The organism is Neptuniibacter pectenicola (assembly GCF_001597735.1).
In the GTDB taxonomy this organism is placed as follows: domain Bacteria; phylum Pseudomonadota; class Gammaproteobacteria; order Pseudomonadales; family Balneatricaceae; genus Neptuniibacter; species Neptuniibacter pectenicola.
In genome coordinates, this window is sequence record NZ_LUTS01000008.1 from 162,779 (window position 1) to 186,918 (window position 24,140).

21 protein-coding genes are annotated in these 24,140 nt (G+C 45.0%); 8 read left to right on the forward strand and 13 right to left on the reverse strand.

Annotated elements, in window-relative coordinates; translation table 11 throughout:
* Positions 1-2: 2 nt before the first annotated feature.
* Positions 3-641, forward strand: coding sequence for a pentapeptide repeat-containing protein (locus A3773_RS12075; RefSeq protein ID WP_067986348.1), 639 nt, complete (start codon positions 3-5; stop codon positions 639-641).
* A gap of 46 nt (positions 642-687) precedes the next feature.
* Here A3773_RS12075 and A3773_RS12080 read toward each other — a convergent pair whose 3' ends face one another.
* The 4 genes from A3773_RS12080 to A3773_RS12095 all read right to left on the reverse strand — a co-directional run bounded on the left by A3773_RS12080 (position 688) and on the right by A3773_RS12095 (position 3,979).
* The gene (locus A3773_RS12080) at positions 688-1,332 is read right to left on the reverse strand and encodes a response regulator (protein WP_067986358.1); all 645 of its coding nucleotides are present in this window, start codon (positions 1,330-1,332) and stop codon (positions 688-690) included.
* Positions 1,329-2,618, reverse strand: coding sequence for a HAMP domain-containing sensor histidine kinase (locus A3773_RS12085; RefSeq protein ID WP_067986360.1), 1,290 nt, complete (start codon positions 2,616-2,618; stop codon positions 1,329-1,331). The genes A3773_RS12080 and A3773_RS12085 overlap by 4 nt, the downstream gene beginning before the upstream one ends.
* A 140-nt stretch (positions 2,619-2,758) precedes the next feature.
* Complete coding sequence (locus A3773_RS12090; RefSeq protein WP_067986362.1) at positions 2,759-3,394, reverse strand: response regulator; 636 nt, start codon at positions 3,392-3,394, stop codon at positions 2,759-2,761.
* A gap of 147 nt (positions 3,395-3,541) precedes the next feature.
* Positions 3,542-3,979, reverse strand: coding sequence for a cupredoxin domain-containing protein (locus A3773_RS12095; RefSeq protein ID WP_067986363.1), 438 nt, complete (start codon positions 3,977-3,979; stop codon positions 3,542-3,544).
* A gap of 173 nt (positions 3,980-4,152) precedes the next feature.
* Between A3773_RS12095 and A3773_RS12100 the strand changes: the two genes are divergently transcribed.
* From A3773_RS12100 to A3773_RS12115, 4 genes are read left to right on the forward strand one after another with little or no spacing between them, the layout of a single operon-like run.
* Positions 4,153-5,334: an ABC transporter substrate-binding protein gene (locus tag A3773_RS12100; protein WP_067986364.1), complete on the forward strand. Its 1,182-nt coding sequence runs from the start codon at positions 4,153-4,155 to the stop codon at positions 5,332-5,334.
* 14 nt (positions 5,335-5,348) lie between these two features.
* The gene (locus tag A3773_RS12105) at positions 5,349-6,320 is read left to right on the forward strand and encodes a YVTN family beta-propeller repeat protein (protein ID WP_067986365.1); all 972 of its coding nucleotides are present in this window, start codon (positions 5,349-5,351) and stop codon (positions 6,318-6,320) included.
* A 53-nt stretch (positions 6,321-6,373) separates the two neighbouring features.
* Positions 6,374-7,114: an ABC transporter ATP-binding protein gene (locus A3773_RS12110; protein ID WP_067986366.1), complete on the forward strand. Its 741-nt coding sequence runs from the start codon at positions 6,374-6,376 to the stop codon at positions 7,112-7,114.
* Positions 7,111-7,896 carry an ABC transporter permease gene (locus tag A3773_RS12115; protein WP_067986367.1) on the forward strand — a complete coding sequence of 262 codons (786 nt, stop codon included), beginning with the start codon at positions 7,111-7,113 and terminating at the stop codon, positions 7,894-7,896. Before A3773_RS12110 ends, A3773_RS12115 begins: the two co-directional genes overlap by 4 nt.
* 22 nt (positions 7,897-7,918) lie before the next feature.
* Here the strand turns inward: A3773_RS12115 and A3773_RS12120 are convergent, their stop codons facing one another.
* From A3773_RS12120 to A3773_RS12135, 4 genes are read right to left on the reverse strand one after another with little or no spacing between them, the layout of a single operon-like run.
* The gene (locus tag A3773_RS12120) at positions 7,919-9,097 is read right to left on the reverse strand and encodes an MFS transporter (RefSeq protein WP_067986368.1); all 1,179 of its coding nucleotides are present in this window, start codon (positions 9,095-9,097) and stop codon (positions 7,919-7,921) included.
* 36 nt (positions 9,098-9,133) lie between these two features.
* Entirely contained in the window at positions 9,134-9,811 is a 678-nt protein-coding gene (locus tag A3773_RS12125) for an ABC transporter ATP-binding protein (protein WP_067986369.1), read from the reverse strand.
* Positions 9,804-10,565, reverse strand: coding sequence for an ABC transporter permease (locus A3773_RS12130; protein WP_067986371.1), 762 nt, complete (start codon positions 10,563-10,565; stop codon positions 9,804-9,806). The genes A3773_RS12125 and A3773_RS12130 overlap by 8 nt, the downstream gene beginning before the upstream one ends.
* Positions 10,565-11,521 carry an ABC transporter substrate-binding protein gene (locus tag A3773_RS12135; RefSeq protein ID WP_067986372.1) on the reverse strand — a complete coding sequence of 319 codons (957 nt, stop codon included), beginning with the start codon at positions 11,519-11,521 and terminating at the stop codon, positions 10,565-10,567. Before A3773_RS12135 ends, A3773_RS12130 begins: the two co-directional genes overlap by 1 nt.
* 197 nt (positions 11,522-11,718) lie before the next feature.
* Between A3773_RS12135 and A3773_RS12140 the strand changes: the two genes are divergently transcribed.
* Entirely contained in the window at positions 11,719-12,276 is a 558-nt protein-coding gene (locus tag A3773_RS12140) for a rhodanese-like domain-containing protein (protein WP_197462775.1), read from the forward strand.
* 170 nt (positions 12,277-12,446) lie between these two features.
* On the forward strand, positions 12,447-13,115 hold the full coding sequence (locus tag A3773_RS12145) for a response regulator (protein WP_067986373.1): 669 nt from the start codon (positions 12,447-12,449) through the stop codon (positions 13,113-13,115).
* A gap of 78 nt (positions 13,116-13,193) precedes the next feature.
* Here A3773_RS12145 and A3773_RS12150 read toward each other — a convergent pair whose 3' ends face one another.
* The 4 genes from A3773_RS12150 to ercA form a co-directional block, all read right to left on the reverse strand.
* Positions 13,194-15,770: a PAS domain-containing hybrid sensor histidine kinase/response regulator gene (locus A3773_RS12150; RefSeq protein WP_067986374.1), complete on the reverse strand. Its 2,577-nt coding sequence runs from the start codon at positions 15,768-15,770 to the stop codon at positions 13,194-13,196.
* Positions 15,763-16,911, reverse strand: a complete 1,149-nt coding sequence (gene nosP / locus A3773_RS12155; RefSeq protein WP_082800619.1) for a nitric oxide-sensing protein NosP — start codon at positions 16,909-16,911, stop codon at positions 15,763-15,765. Before nosP ends, A3773_RS12150 begins: the two co-directional genes overlap by 8 nt.
* A 172-nt stretch (positions 16,912-17,083) precedes the next feature.
* Positions 17,084-18,829 carry a PAS domain-containing hybrid sensor histidine kinase/response regulator gene (locus tag A3773_RS12160; RefSeq protein ID WP_067986375.1) on the reverse strand — a complete coding sequence of 582 codons (1,746 nt, stop codon included), beginning with the start codon at positions 18,827-18,829 and terminating at the stop codon, positions 17,084-17,086.
* Entirely contained in the window at positions 18,813-19,979 is a 1,167-nt protein-coding gene (ercA, locus tag A3773_RS12165) for an alcohol dehydrogenase-like regulatory protein ErcA (protein ID WP_231902202.1), read from the reverse strand. The genes A3773_RS12160 and ercA overlap by 17 nt, the downstream gene beginning before the upstream one ends.
* A gap of 429 nt (positions 19,980-20,408) precedes the next feature.
* Here ercA and A3773_RS12170 point away from each other — a divergent pair, with 429 nt between their 5' ends.
* On the forward strand, positions 20,409-21,473 hold the full coding sequence (locus A3773_RS12170; protein ID WP_067986377.1) for a porin: 1,065 nt from the start codon (positions 20,409-20,411) through the stop codon (positions 21,471-21,473).
* A gap of 705 nt (positions 21,474-22,178) precedes the next feature.
* Here A3773_RS12170 and A3773_RS12175 read toward each other — a convergent pair.
* Positions 22,179-24,059, reverse strand: a complete 1,881-nt coding sequence (locus tag A3773_RS12175) for a S9 family peptidase (protein WP_067986379.1) — start codon at positions 24,057-24,059, stop codon at positions 22,179-22,181.
* Positions 24,060-24,140 lie beyond the last annotated feature (81 nt).

Below are 24,140 nucleotides of genomic sequence, written 5' to 3' on the forward strand. Positions count from 1 at the left end.
ACATGAAATTTATTATCCCTATTGGCCTCTTATTTTGCGCGTCTAACCTTTTTGCTGACGAGATGATTATCAACGGCTGTAAAATAGAGCCCAAAGCGCAATGCGCAAACATGGATCTATCGGGTGCTGACTTAAAATTTGTCGATCTTCGTAACGCAGATTTAAGTGGCGCCAACTTGTCAGGGGCCGATCTTCGTCATGCCATCTTAAAAAATGCAAACCTAGGAAAAGCTGATCTATCTAATGCAAACTTAGCCCGCGCAGATATGCGCCATACCTCCGTTAAGGGTGCCAACCTCGCCTCTGCCAACCTTGAAGCCATCAATGGATGGACACTTTTTGGCCAAGGCGCAAACTTTAACAACGCGAATCTACATGGTGCAAACTTAGAGTTCTCTCGATTAAGCAATGCGACATTTGAAGGCGCGGTGTTACGCGCAGCTAACTTAGAAATGGCCTGGATGACTAAAGCAATTCTAACCGGTGCTACGTTAGAGAATGCAAATTTGCAGGAAGCAAAACTGAATGGCGCGTCACTAGAAAACGCCATATTCACCGGCGTTCAGAAGCGTTATGCTTCATTTCAAGCGACATACATGGATGGATGTGTAGACTGCCCGTTTGATTGGGCGAGAGATTAAGCGCGAGAGAATTAACGCACCGGCAGATAATACCGGTGCGTTAACATTAATTTATCTCAACACCCACTTTAACCACACCTGTCTCGATAGCAAGGTGAACTAATTCAGCAGTAGAACTAATCTGCAACTTACTTTTTAAGATAGAGGTGTAGTTTGAAACGGTTTTGTTGCTGATAAATAACTGTTCAGAAATCTGATGTACGCTACAGCCTTGCGCAAGCATAACAAAAATCTCAAACTCCCTTTGAGTCATATCTTTAAGGCGCTGATCTTTCTGTTCTGGACGCGTAACCGCTAAGCGCATCGCCAGTTCATGCTCAACATACAGCTGACCTGCGGCCACTTTCTTAACGGCATCAATGAGTATTTCAGGGGTACAGCTCTTGGTAATATACCCTTTTGCACCCGCCTCCATCGCTTGCGCTACCACCGGTGATTCATCATACATACTGAAAAACAAGATATTGATATTTGAATCACGCTGCAAAATACGTCGTGTGGCTTCAACACCACTTATACCCTGCATATTAACATCCATAATGACAATATCAGGCCTGTCTGTTTGACAGAGGCTAAATGCCTGATCGCCGTTACTTGCTTCTAAAACATCACATGGTGCTAACATCGTTGATAGAAGGCTTGAGTAGCCTTGACGAACAACTGCATGATCGTCAGCAATGATTATTTTCATACTTCCTCCTCCTCAACAACAGGGATTTCCATAGAAACCATACTGCCACCTTCGGCTAACTGTTTAAATTTAAGCGTGCCCTGCATACAACGCGCTCGTTCTTGCATCGACCTTAAACCGAGGCCTGAGCTATTCGAACATTCAGTACCTACACCATTATCTTTTACGCTTAATCTAAGCGTGTCCGCCTCAATTTCTAGTGTTATATCCACTCGATCGGCCTGCGCATGGCGCGCAATATTATTCAGTGCTTCCTGAATAATTCTATAAATATGTGTATTGCTCTCATCGGATAAAAGCCCTAACTGCTCAGGAAGATGCAGGTTCACCTTGATATGATGCGACTGACTCCAATTTTCAACTAAAGTACGTATCGCCTCCAACAAACCTAACTGCTCCAAGATAACCGGATGAAGTTTGCGTATTAGCTGTCTAAAACTAATATGCATCGCATCACAGTTAACCGCAATCTGCTCTCCGACAGCGGCAACAACCTCAGGGTTATTCGCGGATGCTTTAATTAAATAAGCTTGGGCACGAATACCAGTTAAGTACTGGCCTAAGTCATCGTGTAGTTCACGCGCGAGATGCGCCCGCTCTTTCTCCTGCAATCGCATCAACTCATGGGTTAAACGTGTATTATCACATTCAGCTAACTCAAGGGCATGGGCCATCGCATTAAAATGTTCAGATAAGTCATTGATTTCACGGATTGAATAATGATCAAGCCTAGCGGTGAAACGGCCTTTCTCTATATCTTTGAGTGCATTTAAAAAATCAGTAACCGGTTTAACTCCTTGGCGCACACCGATATAGATCGCTAGGTTAGACAGCAAGGCACTGAGAGCAAAGAGTACTAAAACGTTTTGTACCGACTCCCACACCTCTTCAACTTCATCGGAGGTATCCGCCTGTAAGTGCAGTGCTCGGCCATCAGACAAATAACGGAAATACTGTTTCTCTTCAACCAGATCGAGGCCTGGAATCATTTTAAAAAACCATTCCGGCACTTCATCAGAGTCATGTATCAATGGCTCACTTTTAGGGAGTTTCGTACTTTCTACAATGGACAGATGAACATGACGAGTCTCACCTTCCAGTAAATTTTTTAGGAGTGCTTCATCGGTAACTGCCGCACTGAGCAGCTGATGTGTAAAACTGACCCCAGCGGAGACTTCTCGGGTTATATCTTTTGTCGCTTGTTGCAACATGTCATATAAGGTTATCAATAGAGCAAACACAAATACGAAGGCTACAACTAAATTTAAACGCAAAACTGCTTTCATCTACATACCTAATTCAGAATATAGCGAAGTGGGGGTTTCGCTATAGGTTAGTATGCAAAGGTCGGAGGGGTGGGCAGTATTCCTCCATAGCAGTATTCAATCTAGCACTTAGGTACTGAATCGCACCCACTCTTTCGCCACTAATGGGCAATTTTGATCACACCGGCATCAATCGCTAAATGTACTAATTCCGCTGTCGAGCTAATTTTGAGCTTATTTTTTATCGTGGTCACATAGTTCGAGATAGTTTTGACATTCAGCTCAAGGGTGTCGGAAATCACTTGATTGCTCTGGCCGCGCGCCAACATGACAAACACTTCAAACTCACGCTGGGTTAACTCGCGTAACCGCTCATCAGAAATATCTTGTGAATTAAGTGCCAGCTTCATAATCAGCTCGTACTCAATAAAGATTTCACCTTTACATATTTTGGTCACGGCATCTACGAGGGTTTTTGGGGAGCCCGATTTAGTAATATAGCCCATAGCACCTGTGTCTAACGCCTGCTTAACAATGGGCGCTTCATCATACATGCTAAAGAACAGGATTTTTGCCTCGCTATCCGCTTGCAATATACGGGTAGCGGCTTCGATACCGCTGATGCCCGGCAGATTAATATCCATAATAACAAGGTCGGGGGATTCATTACGGTAAAGCTCACAGGCCTCCTCTCCACTCGCCGCCTCAACGATTTCACAATCCTCAATAACCGTCGGCAGGACACTAGCATATCCTTGTCGTACAACTGAATGGTCATCAGTAATTAGGATTTTCATGGAGTCTCCAAATGGGGTAATAAAACTCCCTCATCCTACCATGAATAGACGCCTATTTTACCTATCTATAACGGGTAAACCGCAGATAAAAATACCCACCTTAGAATTAAGGCAGGTATTTTGTTACTAAACCGGACAAACGCCTAATTACTTAATCGTAAATACGCCTTCCATCCCTTTGTCTTCTAAGCCTTCAGCGTAGAACTCAAAGCTACCGGGCTGTAGAGGAACAAAGTAAATTTCAGCTTCAGCTTCTTGTTCAAACTCAAGCTCCGTTACTGTCATGGTTTTTATTTCCATGTCGCCTGCTTCAAGTTTGCGTAGAAAAATAGAAGCAAAGAACTCAGGCGCTTGGAACGCATACTCAGTCTGGCCACTGGAAACGATTTTTAGTTTATATGCCTTACCCGTTTCCAACTGGTACTCTTTCTGCGACAACTGGTAACGATTATCTTCTGTACCTAATACAAGGTCTGGAAGTTTTGTTGGTCTTGTTGTTAGATCGCCTTCAGCTTTTGAAGAAAGGCTTGAAAGCGTTAGAGCAGTGGCGAGTGTTCCCATGATAAATGTTTTGGCAAAATTCATTTTTAACCTCTAGCATTATGTAATTAGTTATTATGCCCACAATCCTAAAGGTCGCTCTGGGTAAAAGAATGCTACTTCGGTACTGATTGTTTTCTACTTTCTTCATATTCCGAGTTCACGAATTCCCGCCTATGCTGGGATAAATACACTAACGGTAAATTCGTATAACTATTATGTTTATTAATAATCATAGAAAAAACGCGATAGCTATTACACTGACCGCTCTACTGGGTAGCAGCCATGCTTACTCAGATATAGAGGTTGATATTAGTTACTTACAGCAGGAGATCGATTACGGCCCTGTATTATCCAACATTCTTCCTGAACCTGAAGATGCCGGCTTTCAGGGGGCCAAGCTAGCGATTAAGGATAGCAATACGACAGGCCGTTTTTTAAAGCACAAATATCAGCTACAAGACTTCACAAGTACTGATCCTCAGGCATTAATTGATAAAGCAAAAGCGCAATATGAGGCCGGCATTAGGTATTTTGTTGTTAACACCGACGCTCAAACGCTTAGGAAATTTACAGAGGCACTCGGTAAAGATACCCTCATCTTTAACGCTGGCTCCAGTGCAGATGAATTGAGACTGCACACCTGTGAAGCTAACCTGTTTCATACCATGCCTAGCCGGGCGATGTTAGCTGATGCATTGGCCCAATGGCTTAAAGCAAAACGATTACAAAAGATCTTTATGATTACCGGCGCCACGTCTGATGATAAAGCATTTAGCCGTGCGTTTAAGCGTTCAGCAAAACGCTTTGGCTTGTCTATCGTAAAAGAAAAAGACTGGAGTTTTGATACCGATTTACGTAGAACGGCCCAGTCGGAAATGCCTTTATTTACACAACATCGTGATTATGACGTTGTGTTTGTCGCCGATGAGCGTGGTGATTTTGGTGAATATGTACTGTACAACACGTGGCTGCCAAGACCCGTGGTTGGCACCCAAGGGCTAACCCCCGTTGCATGGCACCGTGTGGTTGAGCAGTATGGTGCAGCACAGCTGCAGAGTCGCTTTGAGAAAAACACGAAGCGCTGGATGAATAGTAAAGATTACTCTGCATGGGCGGCGGTTCGCAGTGTGGCAGAAGCGGTTACACGCACACAAACAAACGATGCAGAAACAAATAAAGCGTATATAAAATCGGACAAGTTTCAGTTAGCCGGTTTTAAAGGTCGCAAGCTTGACTTTCGTGGCTGGAATGGACAACTTAGACAGACTATTCCATTAGTACATCCTCGCTCCTTGGTATCTATGTCGCCGCAAGACGGCTTCTTACACCCAACCAATGAACTGGATACCTTAGGATTTGATCGCAAAGAAACTGATTGCACCGACACTAGCAAATAAAAATTGGAATAATTATGAATTTTAAAAAATCACTTATGACATTAGCTGTAGGCAGCTTATTAGCCTCCTCTACTCTCTATGCAGAAACAGCTTATGTTTCCAATGAGAAAGATGACACCATCTCCATTATCGATCTGGATACAATGACCGTTACCGATACGATCGATGTGGGTGAGCGCCCTCGTGGCATAATCCTTTCTAAAGATTACTCCAAACTTTATATCTGTGCGTCTGATTCAGACACAGTTCAAGTAATGGATTTAGCGACGAACAGCATCATAAAAGAACTTCCCTCAGGAGAAGATCCTGAGCAGTTTGCTCTACACCCTAACAACCGTCACCTTTACGTCTCAAATGAAGACGATGCTTTAGTGACGATTGTCGATACTGAAACGAGCGAAGTACTTGCTCAAATTGATGTAGGTGTTGAACCTGAAGGCATGGCTGTTAGCCCTGATGGCACGATGGCTGTTAATACAAGTGAAACCACCAATATGGTTCACTGGATTGATACAGAGAAGCACGAGCTCGTAGATAACACCTTGGTTGATCAACGCCCTCGCCATGTTGAGTTCAGCAAAGACAGCAAACTACTTTGGGCCAGTGCTGAAATCGGTGCGACTGTTTCTGTTATTGATACAGCGACCCGCAAAATTATTAAAAAGATCACTTTTGAGATCAAAGGTGTCCACAAAGACAAAGTACAGCCCGTTGGCGTCAAACTATCAGACGACGGCCGTTATGCCTTTGTAGCCTTAGGCCCTGCTAACCATGTGGCTGTTGTAAACGCTAAAACATATGAGGTTGAAGATTACATCCTTGTGGGACGCCGTGTATGGCATATGACATTCAACGAAGACCAAAGCCTACTTTTAGCCACGAACGGTATCAGTGGTGATGTTTCGGTTATTGATGTTAATAAAATGAAACCCATAAAAACCATCAAAGTGGGACGATACCCCTGGGGCGTTGTCGTTAAACCATAATTTGATTTGAAATGAGGCCTCCAATTGGAGGTCTCAACGTATTTAGGAACACTATGACAATTTCAGTAGAGTCACTTAGTTTCAGCTATGGCCCTAAACAAGCACTACAAGATGTAAATTTCCTGCTCAACAAGGGTGAGTTTCATGCGCTGATCGGTCCAAATGGCGCGGGTAAATCTACTCTGTTTGCCCTACTAACGCGTTTATACGCGTTACAAGGCGGCAATATTTATATCGATGGAGAAAGCATTAAGGCTCAACCGGCCAGCGCGATGAAACGTATCGGTGTTGTGTTTCAACAAAGCACGCTTGATCTTGACTTAACCGTTACCCAAAACCTTCTTTACCATGCCTCACTGCATGGTATCTCTTCCAAAGAGGCGCAAAAACAGATTGATCGTGAACTGGAGCGTATGGAGATGAAAGCCCGGGCGAATGAAAAAGTCAGAGGGCTCAACGGTGGCCACCGTAGACGGGTTGAAATTGCTCGCGCCTTACTTCACAAACCTGACATTCTATTATTGGATGAACCGACCGTAGGCTTAGACCCACAAACACGACGCGCACTCAACCTTCACGTACGCAAGTTGTGCGATGATGAAAATATTACGGTTTTGTGGGCTACCCATTTGATGGAAGAGATCAATATCGACGACCCTATCATTCTTTTACATCAGGGCAGTATTTTATTAGATGCCTTAGCAAGTACGATGATTGAAAAATCGGGTGAGCAGAACCTCACCGATGCGTTCCATAAATTAACGGATAGCGACTCCTTTGGAGGTGCACAATGAACCTTTCTGCATCATGGTACTGCTTCAAAGGCATATTAAGCCGCGAATTTTTACGTTTTGTTCAACAACGCTCACGTTTTCTCAGCGCCTTAATCCGGCCCTTACTTTGGCTCATCGTCTTTGCTGCGGGTTTTAGAGCCGCGTTAGGCATAGCGATCATCGAACCCTACGATACCTATATCACCTACGAGACTTACATTGCGCCCGGTCTCTGCTGCATGATTTTATTATTTAACGGCATGCAAAGCAGTTTATCGATGGTGTATGACAGAGAGATGGGAAGCATGCGGGTATTGCTTATGAGCCCCCTTCCGCGCCCTTACCTGCTCTTGTGCAAGATGGTTTCAACCGCGTTGATATCACTGACACAGGTCTATGCATTTCTTGTGATTGCGCTACTGGTCAGTGTAGAGCCACCGCTACTGGGCTACTTAACGGTTCTGCCCGCCCTTTTATTGGTCGCTTTGCTGCTTAGCTCTTTAGGGCTTTTCCTGTCCACTCGCATTAGACAGTTAGAAAACTTTGCGGGGGTCATGAACTTCGTTATCTTTCCGATGTTCTTCCTCTCCTCTGCGCTTTACCCATTATGGAAAATGCAGGAATCCAGTGAATGGCTTTATTGGATCTGTGCGGTAAACCCTTTTACCCATGCAGTTGAACTGGTTCGATACGCCCTTTATCTAAAACTAAACAGCAATGCGATGTTTATCACCGCAGGCTGCACCCTGTTTTTTGCAGCACTTGCGGTCACAGGCTTTAACCCTCAAAAATCGGGTAAATAAGCAACAGAGAATACAGCCTGCATTAAATATCAGGCTGTATTTTTTTTAACCGTCTCAAGCTTAGTAAGCCCAAAACAGGCCCTGGCGCCAATAACAACATAATCCACTGAGTCGATACACTATCTAACAACATAGCGGTTATCTGTGTTGCGATAATAGTGATGCTAAAACCGATCGCATTAATCATCGTTAACGCACTTCCCACCACCTCCTTCGGCGCGGTACGCGCAGATAGCGCCGAGAACTGAGGCGAATCCGCCACAACACTCAACCCCCACAAGGTCCAAAAGACGACAACCGCTTCAAAGGGTAGTTCAAAAACAAAGGGGGACAAAAAGCAACAAACCCCAGAGCAGAACAGCATAAACCTCGCGACCCGCCAACTCCCCGACTTAATCGAGATATGCCCTCCAAGCATGCAACCCAAACCACCGATACCAATGACATAAAAGGACCAAAATGGAATATTAAGATCGACCCCATGCTGTTGTTCCCATGCGATAAACCAATAAGGCGCTAAAGCCAAGACCGCATACAACTCCCACATATGGCCAAAATAGCCCCCTGCAGAGGCCTGTAACGGCTTATGTTTCATAGCGACCCAAAGGTGGCGAAATCTTAACGCTCCCCCCTTGTAAAGAGCAGGCCCGTCAGGGACCCAAAACAGAACCAATAAGCCGCCAACTACCGAGCAACCGCTGGTTAGGTAGATCACCGATTGCCAATCATTAAACTCAAAGGATGCAAACAGGTGACCCGAAGACGTTCCCAAGGCCAGTGCCCCAACTAAATACCCTAACGCCAAACCCAACCCTTCAGGGTACCAACCTGTCGCAATCTTCATGCCCACAGGATAAACGCCCGCCAACATCATGCCGCCGAAAAACCTAAGTAATAAAACTTGATTAAGACTTTCGGCCCAAAAGGCAATTTGCAGATTAAAAAAAGCGGTCCCAAGCGCGCAGATAAAAAACAACAGTCGAGGCGACATGCGGTCCGCGAGGGCTAAAAACGCAAACAGGAGTGCGCCAACAATAAAGCCCAATTGCACCGAGTTAGTAAGCTCAGCTACCGCCGTATTTGGCAGTGACCATTCAACCTGTAAAACCGGTAAAATAGCATTGCCGGCAAACCATGTAGATGTACCCAATAATTGAGCAACAACAATTGCGAGGAGTATATAGCGAGGTCTGTTTATCATTATAATTCTTATATTTCAGAAAGTTACCCGCATAACTTAATGTTTTAATAAAGCCTCAAGCTCGTTGCGGGATACTTCATCAATCCGACTATTATAGATCACTTGGGCTGGCACATTACCTAAGACCGACACACTGTCACCAAGTTCCAGTGCCTCATCTAAATCATGGGTAACGTAGAGCATACTACGAGTTGGGTGATCACAAACCAAGCGTTTTATCAGGACACGCATTTCACGTGCGGTAGGCAAGTCTAATGAGGTCAGAGGCTCATCCATCAACACCAACTCAGGCTTCAGCAATAAGCAGCGCACAAGCGCCACTCGCCGGGCCATGCCTAACGATATTTTAGCGGGGTAATAATCTACATAATCTTGCAGTTTCACCTCTTCTAACAAGTTCAGCACAACCTCTTTATCAGGCTCTACCAGTAACAGGTTTTGCATAATCGTTCGCCAAGGCAATAAACGGGGCTGCTGGAAAAGATAACCGATTTCAGGGGGATTGGGGGACCAGTAGTTTTTATCCTTAGCCCCATTACCTAGAGCCTCTACATTTTCTTGCGCCAAACCGGCCATTAAATTGAGAAGTGTTGTTTTACCGCTACCTGAAGGCCCTAAAAGGCAATGTGTTTCACCCGGCTGCACTCGGATAGATAGCGCAGAAAGCACCTGTTTCTGAGACAATGCCAGCCCCTCTACATGAAACTCAAACATTGCTACCACCCTTTTGCCAACGTGAAGCCCTTCTATCTAAAGGCTGTAAGATAAACCATTCGATCAACTGCACTACTGAGATAAACGCCAAGCTATAGGCCAATATTGTCGCCACATCAAAGGACTGAAAGGCCAAATGCAACTGAAAGCCGACACCGTCAGAGCGGCCTAATAGCTCCACTACCAGTACAATTTTCCAGATAAGGGCAAGACCACTGCGAGTAGCAATCATGATGTATGGGAACAACTGAGGCCACCAGAGGTGCCATAGCTTCTGCTGGAAGCTAAATCCATACATAACAGACATCTCCTCAAGCTCATGATCAAACATACGCCCCCCCTCTCTGAGAGTGACCGCAACATTCGGCAGCTTATTAATAATGACCGCAGCAACGGCTGCAACTTCAACTAAACCAAACCAGATATAAAGCAAAATGATAATGACCAACGCCGGAATGTTTAACAGTATGATGAGAAGCGGGTCTAAAATGCGGTTAACTAGCCGAAACCGGCCCATCAAAACACCGATGATGCCGCCTAATAGCATTGCAAAGACAAAACTAATAACAACTCGCTGTAGGGTTACTAATAAGCTCTCTATTAACCGCTGCTCATGAAACTCTTTGCTCAGAGCCTCAAATACTTCGAGGGGCGCGGGTAACAAAGGACTAGCAACAAAAGAGGCGACTAACCACCACCCTCCCAGCAAGCAGAAAAATGCAACAAATTGATCACTCAATCTACCGGTTTTCATTACGGCTCCCTATAAAAAAGCGCGGGATTCAGTTGCGTACCTGAAGGGTAAGGTTTGAGATCATCAATAATCTTATAGAAGTTCACTGCATCATCGATCTGCTCTTGGGACAGATCGCTCGGAATGCCCGCACGATACCCGGCAATAAGACCATGATAGATATCGTCATTCTCTGCCTTCATTAAGGGTCTCAACCGATCCCATGCATCATTATCAACGGCTAACTGTGCTTTTGTTTGTTTCGTTGCGTTATAAAACCCTCTTACTAATGCTGGGTCTAAGCTCTGATCATAGAGGTAGCCGAGCATAGGTATCTCACTACCTAAGCCTAACCCTTTCATCACATCATCTAGGCTATATAACTTACTGTATCCCTCAGCCTCCAAGCGAGCACCGTAGTGCCAAAAGGTTGCCAGCAGATCTAAACGACCACTGCGCATGGCTTGATTAAGCAGAGGCGGCGCTGCAAACTGTATTTGCACCTCTTTTTCGAGATCAATCCCCTCTTTCTTCGCGGCAGCACGCAAAAGCACCCACCCTTTATTAAGAGGGCCTCCCGCTATACCAACGCGCTTCCCCTTAAGATCAGAAAAATTCGAGAACGTGCTACCTTTTGCCGCGATAATGCTGCCTATTTGGCGCGAAAATGGAAGAAAACCTAGGTTTGCACCCTTCATATTTCGCTCCGACCCCCATAACCAATCTGAAACAATGAAATCAGCATTTCCCGAGGTAATTGCGATCCGAGCAGCCGATAAGCTAGCAACAGGGTTAATCACTAAGTTAAACCCATTTTCTTGGTCAAGATGCATATGTTTCATATGCTGCAATTCCCAGTTAACCGTACCCGAAGCAATGACGGTTACCCGCACGTTAGGTAACGGTGTTTGAGCCATAAGCTGAGTAGTAAATACAAGTAGAAACGTTGAAAGGATGGCGCGTAAAAAAGTGTGCATGGAATGCCTGTCGTTTTAGGTAAAATAGATGCAATTAAGCCCTTAACCAACATATGCTGCTAACCTGTGTGTAAGAATAGTACTTTCGTACCTGTTTTTTTGCTCGATGGTAGGATTTTGACCAAGACTTTCGCAGGTTGTAATAGAGGGATAAAAAGAATGATAGGTAATTCGCTATTTTATTACTCCGTTTATGCTTGCTAACACTGCTTCTTATCGGTTCGCCGCTTACGTTCGCCGCGACGAATGTCGATACCTCTACAGAAGAAAGTGAAGATGATTTCGGTTTGTTTAACGTAGAGGGTTACCGACTTTTTCGCTACCGCAGCCCAACGCCCAAAAGCAGCGAACATGCAACGACCTTAACAACATCGTCACTGCTTGAACTGCTTGAGAAAGATAAAACCGTCGTCCTGTTAGATGTCCAACCCCTGTTATGGAACCGAGTCTTTATCCAAAATGAGCCTCGATTACATATCCCCGGAAGTATTTGGCTTCCAAACGTAGGACGCGGAGAGCTTGAGCCTGAATGGGAAACCTATTTCCGCTCAAATTTAGCGGCAATCACATCGGGCAATAAGCAAAGACCACTGGTTATTTATTGTAGAGCGGACTGCTGGATGTCATGGAATGCCCTCAAGCGGGCATCATCATGGGGTTATAGCGCGTTATACTGGTACAGAAACGGGTCTGATGGCTGGATCGAGGATAATATGGACACATCAGTTGCCACCCCTGTGCCTTTTAACCCCTAAAACCGTAGTAAAGCGTACAATTAAATAATAAATTGAAACAATACAACAAAGTTGTAACATAACCCGGAAATTAACCTTACAGTGTTGGGATACAAGGACAACAAGCTCAGGATGAGGTATAACACTTATTTCGGTGTTGATAATAACTATAACGAGATTGGAGAAACATTGTGTACAAGATCCTAATCGCAGACGACCACCCACTGTTTCGCGAAGCTATTATTAATGTAATAGCGAATAGCTTTGATGACTGCAAAACACTCGAAACAGAAGATCTTGATAGCGCACTGGAGATGGCACAAGCAGAAGAAGATCTCGATTTGATTTTACTCGACCTCAACATGCCTGGCATGAATGGTTTGAACGGTTTAATAACATTAAGAAATGACCTTCCTACAGTGCCTGTGGTTATTGTTTCTGCAGAGGAAGATAAACAGATCGTACTTCAAGCGATCACTTACGGTGCGGTAGGCTTTATCACTAAGTCATCGCCTCGTGAGCAGATGACAGATGCCCTACGCCAAATCCTTGCCGGTAATGTATACCTGCCGTCTGACATCATCAGAGCCAGCCAGCCTGATAACAAACGAATGCATCGTAAAGATGACAACAAGATCCCTCCTGAATTGCTATCCTCCTTAACCCGCCGTCAACTGCTGGTTCTTGAGCGTATGTCAAAAGGTGAATCGAATAAGCAGATCGCTTATAACTTGAACATTGCCGAAACAACGGTTAAAGCCCACGTTTCAGCTATTTTACGTAAGCTGGGCGTACACAACCGAATTCAAGCCGTATTATCAGCGGGCAATATCGATTTTAATGAGTACTTAAAACGCTAAGCGCTCTTGAGCGGTTGTTATTAACAAGCATAAAAAAACCGCACTACGCGGTTTTTTTTATGGGCTTTCCGCTGTCAGTTACAAACCTAGCATATGAATCAGCGTCGTTTTTAATTTAAGCGGTTTTACCGGCTTGTTGACCAGCATGTAATCAAGGTCACGTATCTCTTGATTCAACTCTTTACTGTAATTGGCGGTAATCATTAAAACAGGTAAATTGTTGGGCACTTCGCTGGTGACCACTTTGGCAGCATCTAACCCATTCTCACCATTATCCAAGTGGTAATCTGCAATTAGAATATCGACCGGATCCTTATTAAAATCGACTTGAGACCTTAAATCCTCTAAGGACAAGGCAGTGACGATATTACATCCCCAGCCCGTTAATAGTGTCTCCATCGCTTCACAAATAGACGCATCATTATCAATAAGCCAGACATCCGCATCCACTAGACGCTCGTTGATCATCGGTATTTGAGGACCTGTAGCCACATTAGGCGCAACGTGCTGCGCTTTAGGTACTTCGACCGCAAAAACGGAGCCTTTACCCTCAACGGAGGAGACCCTTATTTTATGACCTAACACCCTCGATATTTTATCAACGATCGCTAACCCTAAGCCCAAGCCTTTTTCTTGTCCTGGTTGATCTTGCTGCAACCGCTTAAACTCTTGGAACACCTCAACGAGTTTTTCTTTCGGAATACCTGAACCGGTATCCCAAACCTCGATCCACAAGGTATCAGCCGTATGTCGACAACCTAACAACAACCGCCCCTTTTTGGTGTAACGGATCGCATTGGTTAAGAAGTTACGCAAGATACGGGCAAGTAATTGTGAGTCAGAGCGGATCACCGCATCACTATTAACACACTTAAAACCTAATCCTTCTGCACCCGCAAGCTGAGAAAACTCAGCCGACAAGGTATCAAACAACCCCTGTATATTAAAGTTGATGATATCGGCCTTTACGACGCCCGCATCTAGCTTAGAAATATCCACGAGGGTTCTTAGTAACGATTCCACATCGTCCAGTGAATTAGAAACCGATTGTACTAGGCTGTAATTTCTTGGCTCTTTCACCTGCTCAGAGAGTGCACCCGAAAATAAGCGCGCGGCATTTAACGGCTGAAGCAAATCGTGACTCACCGCGGCCAAAAACTTAGTTTTGGAGAGGTTTGCCTGATCCGCTTCTTTTTTCGCTTCTCTCAATCGAGCTTCAACACCCGCACGCTCGGTAATCTCTGAACGTAACTGATTATTCAGTGCGGTTAAAGCAGAGGTTCTTTCCTCAACGCGCTGTTCCAATAACTGGTGAGACAACTCAAGCGCTTCTGCTGAACGACGACGCTCAGTAATGTCACGAATCATGACGAAGAAACCATCAGGGTTGCCATCTTTATCAATATTGGCAACGTAAGACTTGAGCATATATCGCTGCTCGCCTTTAGCATTGGTTTGCCACACCTCAAAAGTGACGCTTTCCCCCGCAAGAGCCCGCTCAACATAGGGCTCTAGCTCATGATACTGCTCAACTGAATAGACCTCGCTAATATGCTCACCGTTAAGTGAACCATGCGGTTTACCAAACCATTCGTTATACACTTTATTGGTAAAGAGGTAGTTGAGGTTTTTATCTAGATAGGCGATTAATGCAGGTACGTTATCGGTGATTAAACGTATCCATTGCTCACTTTGACGCAGGGATTCAGCATAACGGTGACGCTCTGTAATATCTGTATAAGTATTTACAAACCCGCCTTTAGGCATAGGGTGTGTACGCACCTCGATAACTTGACCTAAACGCCCCGTTTGCTCCGATGCTAAGACTTCACCTTGCTGCGCCGCCGTTAATGCATGCTGCAAAATAGCATGGTTATCTAACATAAGTGCAGCAAACGGTGGGTAGCATTCCACCTGCTCCGCTTCAACCCCCATTAAATCAAGAAAGCGGTCATTCCAAAGCTCAACTCGGCCTTCTGGCGTGACTAAGACCACCCCTTGGGAGAGGTTATCTACTGTTCGCTGCAACAGCTTAGTTTTTTGTGCTAATGCTTGCTCTTTGTCAGCGGTTTCCCGCTCTTTTATCGCTGTAATATCTGTGTAGAGAATAACCAAGCCACCATCTTGGGTTGGTCTTTCTGACATTTGCACCCAACGGCCATCACTTAAACGGTAAACTTTACTCCCGCTATTTGTGGCAGGATATTCTTCATCGATTAGGCCACTCACCCGCGCCAGTCGGCTAATATCCTGAATGGTGGTGCCGGTTTTGACATCTAAGCCTGTCGACGCCCAAACATTACTAAACTTGCTATTAAAGAGAACAATCTTCCGTTCTTTATCAAACAACACAAATGCATCGGAAATACTTTCAATGGCATCCACGACCCGCTGGTTCGCTAAGGCCGCTTGGTCATTGGCTTCTTTTAAATCTCGGTGACTGGCTTTAAGTTCAGACAGCACACTATGTAAAGCATCCGTCCTTTCCCGAACTTGCTCGGCGAGTACAACCGAATGCTCAAAGGCGGAATAGGGGTTTGCTCCCTGACTACCGCCCGCCTCGACCCGTTCGATTAACACATTGTTGATCTTACGGAGCTTTCGGTTCTCTTCTTCTAACTGCTCGATTTTAGACTCAAGAACACCCTCACTCATTACGATTTCTCCCTATCGCAACAGCGGTAAACGTTTGATTAATGTGTAGCCCTTCCATCTGCTCGCCGTAGGTATTAAAGCCAATTACATTATGCTTTTGCAGCAAACCCGACACCTCATCAGAGTAGCCTTTAAGTTCGCACTCCATTCGACGCAAAAAACAGTCACAACCGATAATCAATTGTGGCTCGCCTATTTTATTTTGAATGGCGTTAAGCGTTTGAATAAGATCATCCACTAATCCATTTGATTTCATAATGGTCAACACAATGCCGCTTTCTACCGCACAATAAAACTTGAGGCTGAGATCATCATTAACTTGCTGGATGGAACGCACATAATACTCATCACCCAACTTTACAGCGATCGGATTTAAGGCAAAGACTTGATGGTTAAGCTCATCAACCGGAACGCCTATAGCGTCCGCATAAACAGAGGCAGCAGGCTCAGCATTTAACTCATACACACAACGGGCATCAGCATCAGCGGCGGTAACCACCAATTTCATGTCTTTATGCTGCATATGATGGGTGCTAAACACTTCGAAGTCATAAGCAGTATTCACCATCATAATGACTGCAGCATCGGTGTGAAACTCACCGTTATAAAAGACATGGGTCTTATAGTGATGTATATCATCAGCGGCTGAGCCGCCAAAATTGGGAATACTGCCTAACGCGGAGTTTAGGGTAACCAGTACATTTTCCTCTTGGATAGAAAGTCCATCAAGGAGTGTGAGTGCAAAGGTATTGCCTTTAATCGGGGCCACATCTAACTCTCGGCACCCAGCGATTAGCTGATCAACTAAGGTTTGCGCATCGGTCAGGCTAAAATTATCGAGGCACTCAATAGATTGTGTATGAATAGCAAAATCCGTTGAACTAAACCCTATTGCGGTAATGCATCCTTGACCGTATCCAAAGGGGGTTATCTCCCCTGCCGTGGTGCAACCCGACAGATCAATATGTTGAAAGACCTTGTTTAGCGATTGGGCTAATAAAGGAAGGTCATATTCAGCAGAACAAAAGAAAATGACCGTTTTTAGATCAATTCCAGAAAGCTGTTGTCCGAGGTCAGCGGCTGCCTCTTCAGGGTCTGTACTAAATGACGCGGCAGTCATAAAAGCAGGGGCATTAGTCACAACACGGATCCTCAGAAAACAGGGAGTTTATCTCCATTCTAGGACCTGCGAAGCAATACCAATATACTACTTGAGTCCCCTTTTATGGCGATAGGAAAGAGCCATAACTCATTGATAAAATATAAAATATAGAACGCGCTTCAGCAAAACAGGACTTAGGAACTACTCTTAACTACTGACACAAGTGTGTCAATAGCGCGCGAAGTTTGCTGGGTTTTACCGGTTTGTTTATGACCGACAACGCCATTGCCTTAAATAGCTGACCACATTCACTACTTCGATCGGCGGTTAAAATAACCGCAGGAATCGATAATCCAAAATAATCTCTAATCAACGCGATCGCTTCGGTACCTAACGCATGATTATCTAAATGGAAATCCGCCAAAATAACATCGGGCACAAACGCCTCATCTTGACAAAGAATTAACGCCTCATCCGCACTCAGTGCGGTAATAATACGGCACCCCCACTGGCTTAAAAGTGCGTCCATACTCACCAAGATATTCTCTTCGTTATCGATAACCAGAATAGAGAGTTCATTAAGCATATTAACTTGGGGAGTATTGATGGCGACAAGCTCAGGGCTATCGGGGAGTTGCTCAACCAATGGCACTTCAACCGTAAACATTGAGCCGCGCCCCTCTATCGAGCTGACGGTTAACTTATGGTCCAAAATAGTGGCAATACGATCCACTATCGCCAAGCCAAGGCCCACGCCTTGTCTATCCCGTGCATTAGGCGAATCTAGCTGATTAAACTCTTTAAAAATGGCGTCCAGCTTATCATCAGGTATTCCGATCCCTGTATCCAACACCTGAATACTAACGACACCCTCCTTGCGGCGGCACCCTACAAGTACTTTTCCGGTAGCGGTGTAGCGGATCGCATTACTAATTAAATTACGGATTATTCTAAGCAACAAGCGTGAGTCAGACATGACAACAACCGAACTCGGCTGTGATTTAAGATCGATCCCTTTATCATCCGCGACAGGCTGAAACTCACTCACCATAGAATGGAGCAAGTGATCTAACCTAAAGCGGCTCACGTCAAGCGTCACTGCGTTTTGGTCGAGCTTTGAAATATCAAGAAGATCCGTTAGAAGGTCTTCCGCATTTTCAAGCGCCATATGGACTCGTTCGACCAGATGAGCGTCCTGCTGGGGTAATGATCGCTCACGCAGTGCCGAGATAAGTAATCTAGCGGCATTCATCGGCTGAAGTAAATCATGGCTGGCAGCCGCCAAATATTTATCTTTCCCTTTATTCGCCTCTTCTGCCGCATCTTTGGCAACTTGAAGCTCTTTTTGTGCCCGCTCTCGGTCACTAATCTCTTGCCAAAGCTGATTGTTCAGCGACACAAGCTCCTGAGTTCTAGAGGTTACACGCTGCTCTAACACTTCATTAAGCTGCTTTAATTGAACCTCTGTTTTCTTACGCTCAGTAATATCCTTAATAAACGCTTCAATCGTTGGGTGCTCATGCTCACCGAGATGATCTTTTAATAACGCGTTAATTGAGACATGAATGCACTGGCCGTCCGCCCGCAAAAAAATGGTTTCAAAGCCTGACACTTTGCCGGACTGAACAAGGCTATATCTAAAATCCTCGTACGCATCCACGCAACAAAACAGCAGCGACTCAAGATCCGTGATGGTATTGCAAAAGTGGTCTGCTGATGTGTAACCACAAATATTAACAATGGCAGGGTTCGCATTAAGCATGCCGCCATCCAGCTGTGCTTGGAATATGCCGTGCTGGGCATTCTCAAACAGCCATTTATAACGGTTTTTCTCTTGCTCTAATTCATCAAGCTTACTAACAAGTTCAGAATAATAACTTTTTCGGACAGAGTGGTTACCCAGACCCATTAAGTTAGTCAGGGTTTCATCATTGGCGGCGTTAGAGTGCTTCTTCATATACTGCAGCTACATCTCGCTTGTTAGACTTTCTTGGGTTGGTAAGTATACAAGGGTCAAGTAAGGCATGATCAGAAAGAATCGGGATATCACTTATATGCACCCCGCTTTCTGCCATTTTTTGTGTCAGTCCCACATCTTTTTTCAAGGTAATCACGGTATTCATTAAGCGGCTTTGAATTTGTGCCGTATTTAAGCCGCGCGTATCAATACCTAATGTTTCAGCCACAACCTTAAAGCGCTCGTGTGCTTCTTTATAGTTAAAGTCGATGACATGCTCCAACAGCATAGCGTTACATAAACCATGCGGCAGGTCTAAGTAACCCCCTAAGCTGTGGGACATCGCATGTACCGCCCCTAAAATGGCATTCGAGAATGCCAGCCCCGCTTTCATAGACCCCAGCATAATTTGCTCACGGGTCTTAATATCGTGGGGGTTAGCAACCAGCGTCACTATATTCTCATTAATCAGCCGCATAGCATCAAGCGCATGCATATCCGTTAATGGTCCGGAGCCTGTTGAAACAAAAGCCTCGATGGCATGTACCAATGCATCAATCCCCGTACACGCACTGAGAAACGGGTCCATGGTGATGGTCGTTTCAGGGTCGATCAGTGATACATCGGGAACAACTGCTTTACTAACAATCGATATTTTAATCTTTTCAATAGGATCAGAAATAATAGCAAACTGGGATACGTCTGCTGATGTGCCTGCCGTTGTTGGGATAAAAATTAACGGAGGGATGGGTAAGTGAATCGTATCGATCCCTTCGTAATCCAGAATATGTTTACCGTTAGCGCTGACAATTCCAATCCCTTTAGCGCAATCCATAGGGCTTCCGCCGCCAATGGCGACAATAACGTTACATTGAGCCTCCTGATAGACTTGCGCGCCATTCATTACTTCATTCGCGCGAGGATTAGGTGAGACATCGGTGAAGGTTGTGTACTCAATGTCGGCTTCAGATAACAAATTACAAATCTCATCCAACCACCCTGCGGCTACAACACCAGGGTCAGACACCACCAATACTTTTCGCGCACCAAACGTTCGCGCATAGTTCGCAACGGATTTACGCGCCCCCACACCAAAAATAATTTCTGGAGAAACGAACTTTCTAAGGTTGGAGATATCATTACTCATCATGACTACCATACCCCACCCGTCAAAACGGCTAGGTCTGCATTATTGTTATGATCACATTATCAAGCTGTGTTAAATTAGAACGGAGTGCTCGCAGTAGAAAGCGGCTTATTATTTTATTTATTTGGGATCTACTTTTAACAACATACGTACTACCTATTAATAGTCATTATTAAGTAACAAATCGTTGTTAGAATCAGTTATCACTCATGACGCAACGCACAAAAAAGCACGACCTTTAGTACTAGACCAGTCTATAGACCCTTCGCCTTAATCCCGCACGCCTTCAGAATCATACCCGAAATCACTAAAGGTACAAGCACACTAAGGTTTACCCATATCTATGCTTCTGCCCGATATAAGTTATAGGCAGAGTTCATGATAATCGCTCCAACGTTTAACACAAAATAAATCCGTATTTCCGGGGGCGACATGAAAAATAATAAAGCTAAACTGTTAGCAGTAGCAGTAGCAATGGGAATCAGCACTCAGGCCAGTGCTGCAATTGAACTGTATAACCAGGATGGCACTACTTTCTCTGCAGATGGTCATTTTAACGCATTCTACGTTCAGACTGATTCTGATACAGCTGGAGACGAGTCTCGTGTTCGCATGGGTTTCCTACCAAACTGGATCGGCTTCAATGTAAGCAAACAGATTGATGACTTAAAAGTGGGCGGTCGTTCTTCTTTCTGGGTTAGCATTAACGATGGTTCATCTAACGTAACTGATACAGCTGTTGATATTCGTCAATTCTACGGCACTGTTGACGGCGACTTCGGTCAGGTTCTTTTCGGTAAAGATTTTGGTCTATATGCTCGTAGCAACATTTTCTCTGATGAACTATTGCTTGGTACTGGTCTACCACAGATCAATTCTGGCGGCGTAACATTTGGTAACATCTCCGTAGGTTACCCATATGCTACACCTAAAGCTCAAATCAGTTACCGCACACCAGTCAGCAATGGCTTCCAGCTTGCAGTTGGTGTACTAGATAGCTCGGAAGACTCCACTACTAGCGCTAGCGCGGCTTCTGACTCAGCTCGTTTCGAAGGCGAGTTAACTTACGCGACTGATTTCGATGGCGGCAAGTTCAATGCATGGGTTGGTGCAGCTAGCGGTGAATCTACTACTGATGGTGGTAGTGTTGAAGGTGTTGCATACGGTGCACGCATCGCAATGGGCGGCTTCCAATTTACAGCTTCTGGCTTCGACCAAGAAGGTATTAGTGCAGCTCTAGCTGATAACACTATTGCCAGCAATGTTGATTCAGATGGCTTCCTTGTTCAGGCATCTTACTCCGCTAATGGTCACCGCATTGTTCTTTCTCATGGTGAGACTGATACAAGCGCTGCAAGTGAAAACGAAATGGACTCCATTGCATACTTCTACGATGTTAACAGCAGCCTAAAACTTATTGCTGAATACGATATCGCTGACAACACTGCTGGTAACGAAACTAAGCAGTTCGCAATTGGTGCTGCTCTAAGCTGGTAAGTCCTGCTTAAAAGCTAGAACCATTGGCCGCCGCTCTGTCCCCCCTTCTCCAGAGCCGCGGCCTTCTTTGTTTTTTAAGGACAGCAAATCCTCGCTAATAAGCCGAACAAGCCTCCCCACTTATTATACAAACACCCACACGAAGCTCTTCACATTAACTCCACCAACCACTTAACACTCAAAGCCATGCGTGACAAACCCTCGACAGACTCAACGCAGCCACGCCTGCTTAGATTGCTGACATGTATCATAAAAGCACTTCACTAGATCAATCTAACCCGTAAGAGATAAGCAACCTAAGGCAAGATACAATTAGATAGGGGTTATTTCAGACAAAAAAAAGCCTGCTAAGAAGCAGGCGAAGTACGACGGTTAGAGCTTAAGATAGAAAACTCACAAACCAGAGAGTGGATGCAAAGAGCTAGGTAAGCTCTTTATTAAAACCATTATCTAGCTTATTAAGCCAAACCGCAGTTCTGCAACAGGACGATTTTATCTAATACTTTAGTTTCCATCCGTAAGACATGATTTCTAGATCTATACAACAATAGTTAGCTTTTTGTAAAAAAAACTGAACAATAAGATAGAAAATAAAATGGATCTTAAACGCTAAAGAGGTGATAAGGGAAAGAAAGACAAGGAAACAATGGCTCTCAAGCAAAAAAACAGACAACTAACTGGAGAGCCAATCAGAATAACGCAGACTTATTCCGCAGTAAGGTGCGCTTGATAAAAACGTAACTCATCACGCAATACACGGATCACATTTTCTTTCTGACGAAAGCCATGGGCTTCGTTCTCAAAATAGTGCGCCTCAACAGCAACACCTCGATCCTGCAACTCAGCAACCATTGCCCGTGTCTGATCAGGCAGCACCACCCTATCCTTCTCGCCCTGAAAGAAGATAACAGGACAATGGATATCAGCGGCATGATAAATAGGCGACAGCGCTTGATAGCGGCCCTTATCCTTAATAGGGTCACCCAGCAACCATCCTAAATAGTGGGACTCAAACTTATGTGTACAGTCATTCAGAACTGCAGGGTCTGTAACACCATACAAGCTTGCCCCCGCAGCAAACAGATCCAGCTGACACAACGCGTTTAACACACTATATCCACCCGAGCTATTCCCTCTAATAAAGACCGCATGAGGGTCGACTACACCCGCGTCAATTAACGACGATACCGCTAACTGAATATCCTTGATTTCGGCTTCACCCCAAGCATGCTCTAACGCCAAACGATAGCGCCGGCCATAATTACTACTTCCCCGGTAATTCAAATCAAGTACAGAAAAACCGCGCTGGGTCCAATACTGCACCTTTAAATTAAAAACGGGATACGTCGCAGCCGTTGGGCCGCCATGGAGGAAAATAACAAGGGGTTTGCACGCCGCATTGTCGCGGTAGGCATCATTTTTTGCTGAATACAAATAACCATAGCAACGATCATCCCCTTCACCGAAAGCCAGAGGCTGCGGCTCGGAGCAATGCCCCCTCTCTAAAGGCATAGAACCACCGGTAAGCAGCCTGATATTAAGGCTAGTATCAATCTCAATAACGGCATCCATACGATCACGGAAGCTAGCAATAGCGTACAACTTACCTTTTGAGGCATGCAGAGAGCGACAATAACTCATAGAACCCGGCTCAACACGACAACCTTGATGGTAAACCTCACTACCTTCATGGGCGATCAATTGATAGGACAGGCCTGCATCACCGCAAACGTAGTGCCTCAAACCCGACTGCCACGGTGCTGATATCATATCTTGCGGGGCGCAAAGAGATGGCTCTAATGTGCCCGCAATAGGGTTGTAACGGTAGATATTCCACCATCCCTCTCGATCGCTGACCACATATAGCTCGCCATTTTGACTGTAAAGAGGCTGAGATAACGCCTCCTCAATATCCCGACCAAAGACAAATTGAATGCTTAGGTCACTCAAACGAAGGGATACCAACTCAGTAGAAACCCAAGGCTGATAGGGATGATTCCATGCAATAAAGGCCAGCTCCCTCGACTGAGGGTTCAGGGTAGGATAACTGTAGAAGTCATACCCTTCATGTAGAGGGGTTATTTCACCGGTTTCCAGCGAAATCACAACGAGCCGGTTAACGACCCCATCAACCTCATGCCTCTCTTCCACCGCAATGATTTGACGCTCAAGCCCATCCCAAACGGGCTCAATAAAGCGAGCATTCGTGCAGGCGGTTATTTTTCGACAGGAGGTAGCAAGATCGCCTCTCAGCGCTTGAAAATAAAGCTGCTGGTCACTTTCATTAACAAAGACCAGACCGTCATCAATAAAGCACCAACTTTGGCCGCCATATTCGTGCACTTTACTGCGCACACTGTAACCCGGCGGCGTAATATCAGTAACCACCCCATTATCGCTATAACATAAAACACAACGGGCGCCATCATTAGGTCTAAGTTCAACCCAATAAGGCACACCCTCTAAGGAGCACTCCAGCTGGCTATATTCGATATTAGCGCTGACGACACTAAGTTCATCTAATGCGGTTGCCCAGAAACCTGGGCGTGCATTAGCACCAGAAGATGATAGACCCGTTGAGTTCAATATCAACCCTTCGCAAAGACTTTAGAGTTACGCTCATTTCTGAAGGTAAACTCATCAGGGTTATTGACCACCGCTTCCGCA

Bases quoted from the DNA above. Each gene is read 5' to 3' on its own strand.
- A3773_RS12075 (WP_067986348.1), top strand. From the start codon at position 3: ATGAAATTTATTATCCCTATTGGCCTCTTATTTTGCGCGTCTAACCTT.
- A3773_RS12080 (WP_067986358.1), bottom strand. From the start codon at position 1,332: ATGAAAATAATCATTGCTGACGATCATGCAGTTGTTCGTCAAGGCTAC.
- A3773_RS12085 (WP_067986360.1), bottom strand. From the start codon at position 2,618: ATGAAAGCAGTTTTGCGTTTAAATTTAGTTGTAGCCTTCGTATTTGTG.
- A3773_RS12090 (WP_067986362.1), bottom strand. From the start codon at position 3,394: ATGAAAATCCTAATTACTGATGACCATTCAGTTGTACGACAAGGATAT.
- A3773_RS12095 (WP_067986363.1), bottom strand. From the start codon at position 3,979: ATGAATTTTGCCAAAACATTTATCATGGGAACACTCGCCACTGCTCTA.
- A3773_RS12100 (WP_067986364.1), top strand. From the start codon at position 4,153: ATGTTTATTAATAATCATAGAAAAAACGCGATAGCTATTACACTGACC.
- A3773_RS12105 (WP_067986365.1), top strand. From the start codon at position 5,349: ATGAATTTTAAAAAATCACTTATGACATTAGCTGTAGGCAGCTTATTA.
- A3773_RS12110 (WP_067986366.1), top strand. From the start codon at position 6,374: ATGACAATTTCAGTAGAGTCACTTAGTTTCAGCTATGGCCCTAAACAA.
- A3773_RS12115 (WP_067986367.1), top strand. From the start codon at position 7,111: ATGAACCTTTCTGCATCATGGTACTGCTTCAAAGGCATATTAAGCCGC.
- A3773_RS12120 (WP_067986368.1), bottom strand. From the start codon at position 9,097: ATGATAAACAGACCTCGCTATATACTCCTCGCAATTGTTGTTGCTCAA.
- A3773_RS12125 (WP_067986369.1), bottom strand. From the start codon at position 9,811: ATGTTTGAGTTTCATGTAGAGGGGCTGGCATTGTCTCAGAAACAGGTG.
- A3773_RS12130 (WP_067986371.1), bottom strand. From the start codon at position 10,565: ATGAAAACCGGTAGATTGAGTGATCAATTTGTTGCATTTTTCTGCTTG.
- A3773_RS12135 (WP_067986372.1), bottom strand. From the start codon at position 11,521: ATGCACACTTTTTTACGCGCCATCCTTTCAACGTTTCTACTTGTATTT.
- A3773_RS12150 (WP_067986374.1), bottom strand. From the start codon at position 15,770: ATGAGTGAGGGTGTTCTTGAGTCTAAAATCGAGCAGTTAGAAGAAGAG.
- A3773_RS12160 (WP_067986375.1), bottom strand. From the start codon at position 18,829: ATGAAGAAGCACTCTAACGCCGCCAATGATGAAACCCTGACTAACTTA.
- ercA (WP_231902202.1), bottom strand. From the start codon at position 19,979: ATGATGAGTAATGATATCTCCAACCTTAGAAAGTTCGTTTCTCCAGAA.
- A3773_RS12170 (WP_067986377.1), top strand. From the start codon at position 20,409: ATGAAAAATAATAAAGCTAAACTGTTAGCAGTAGCAGTAGCAATGGGA.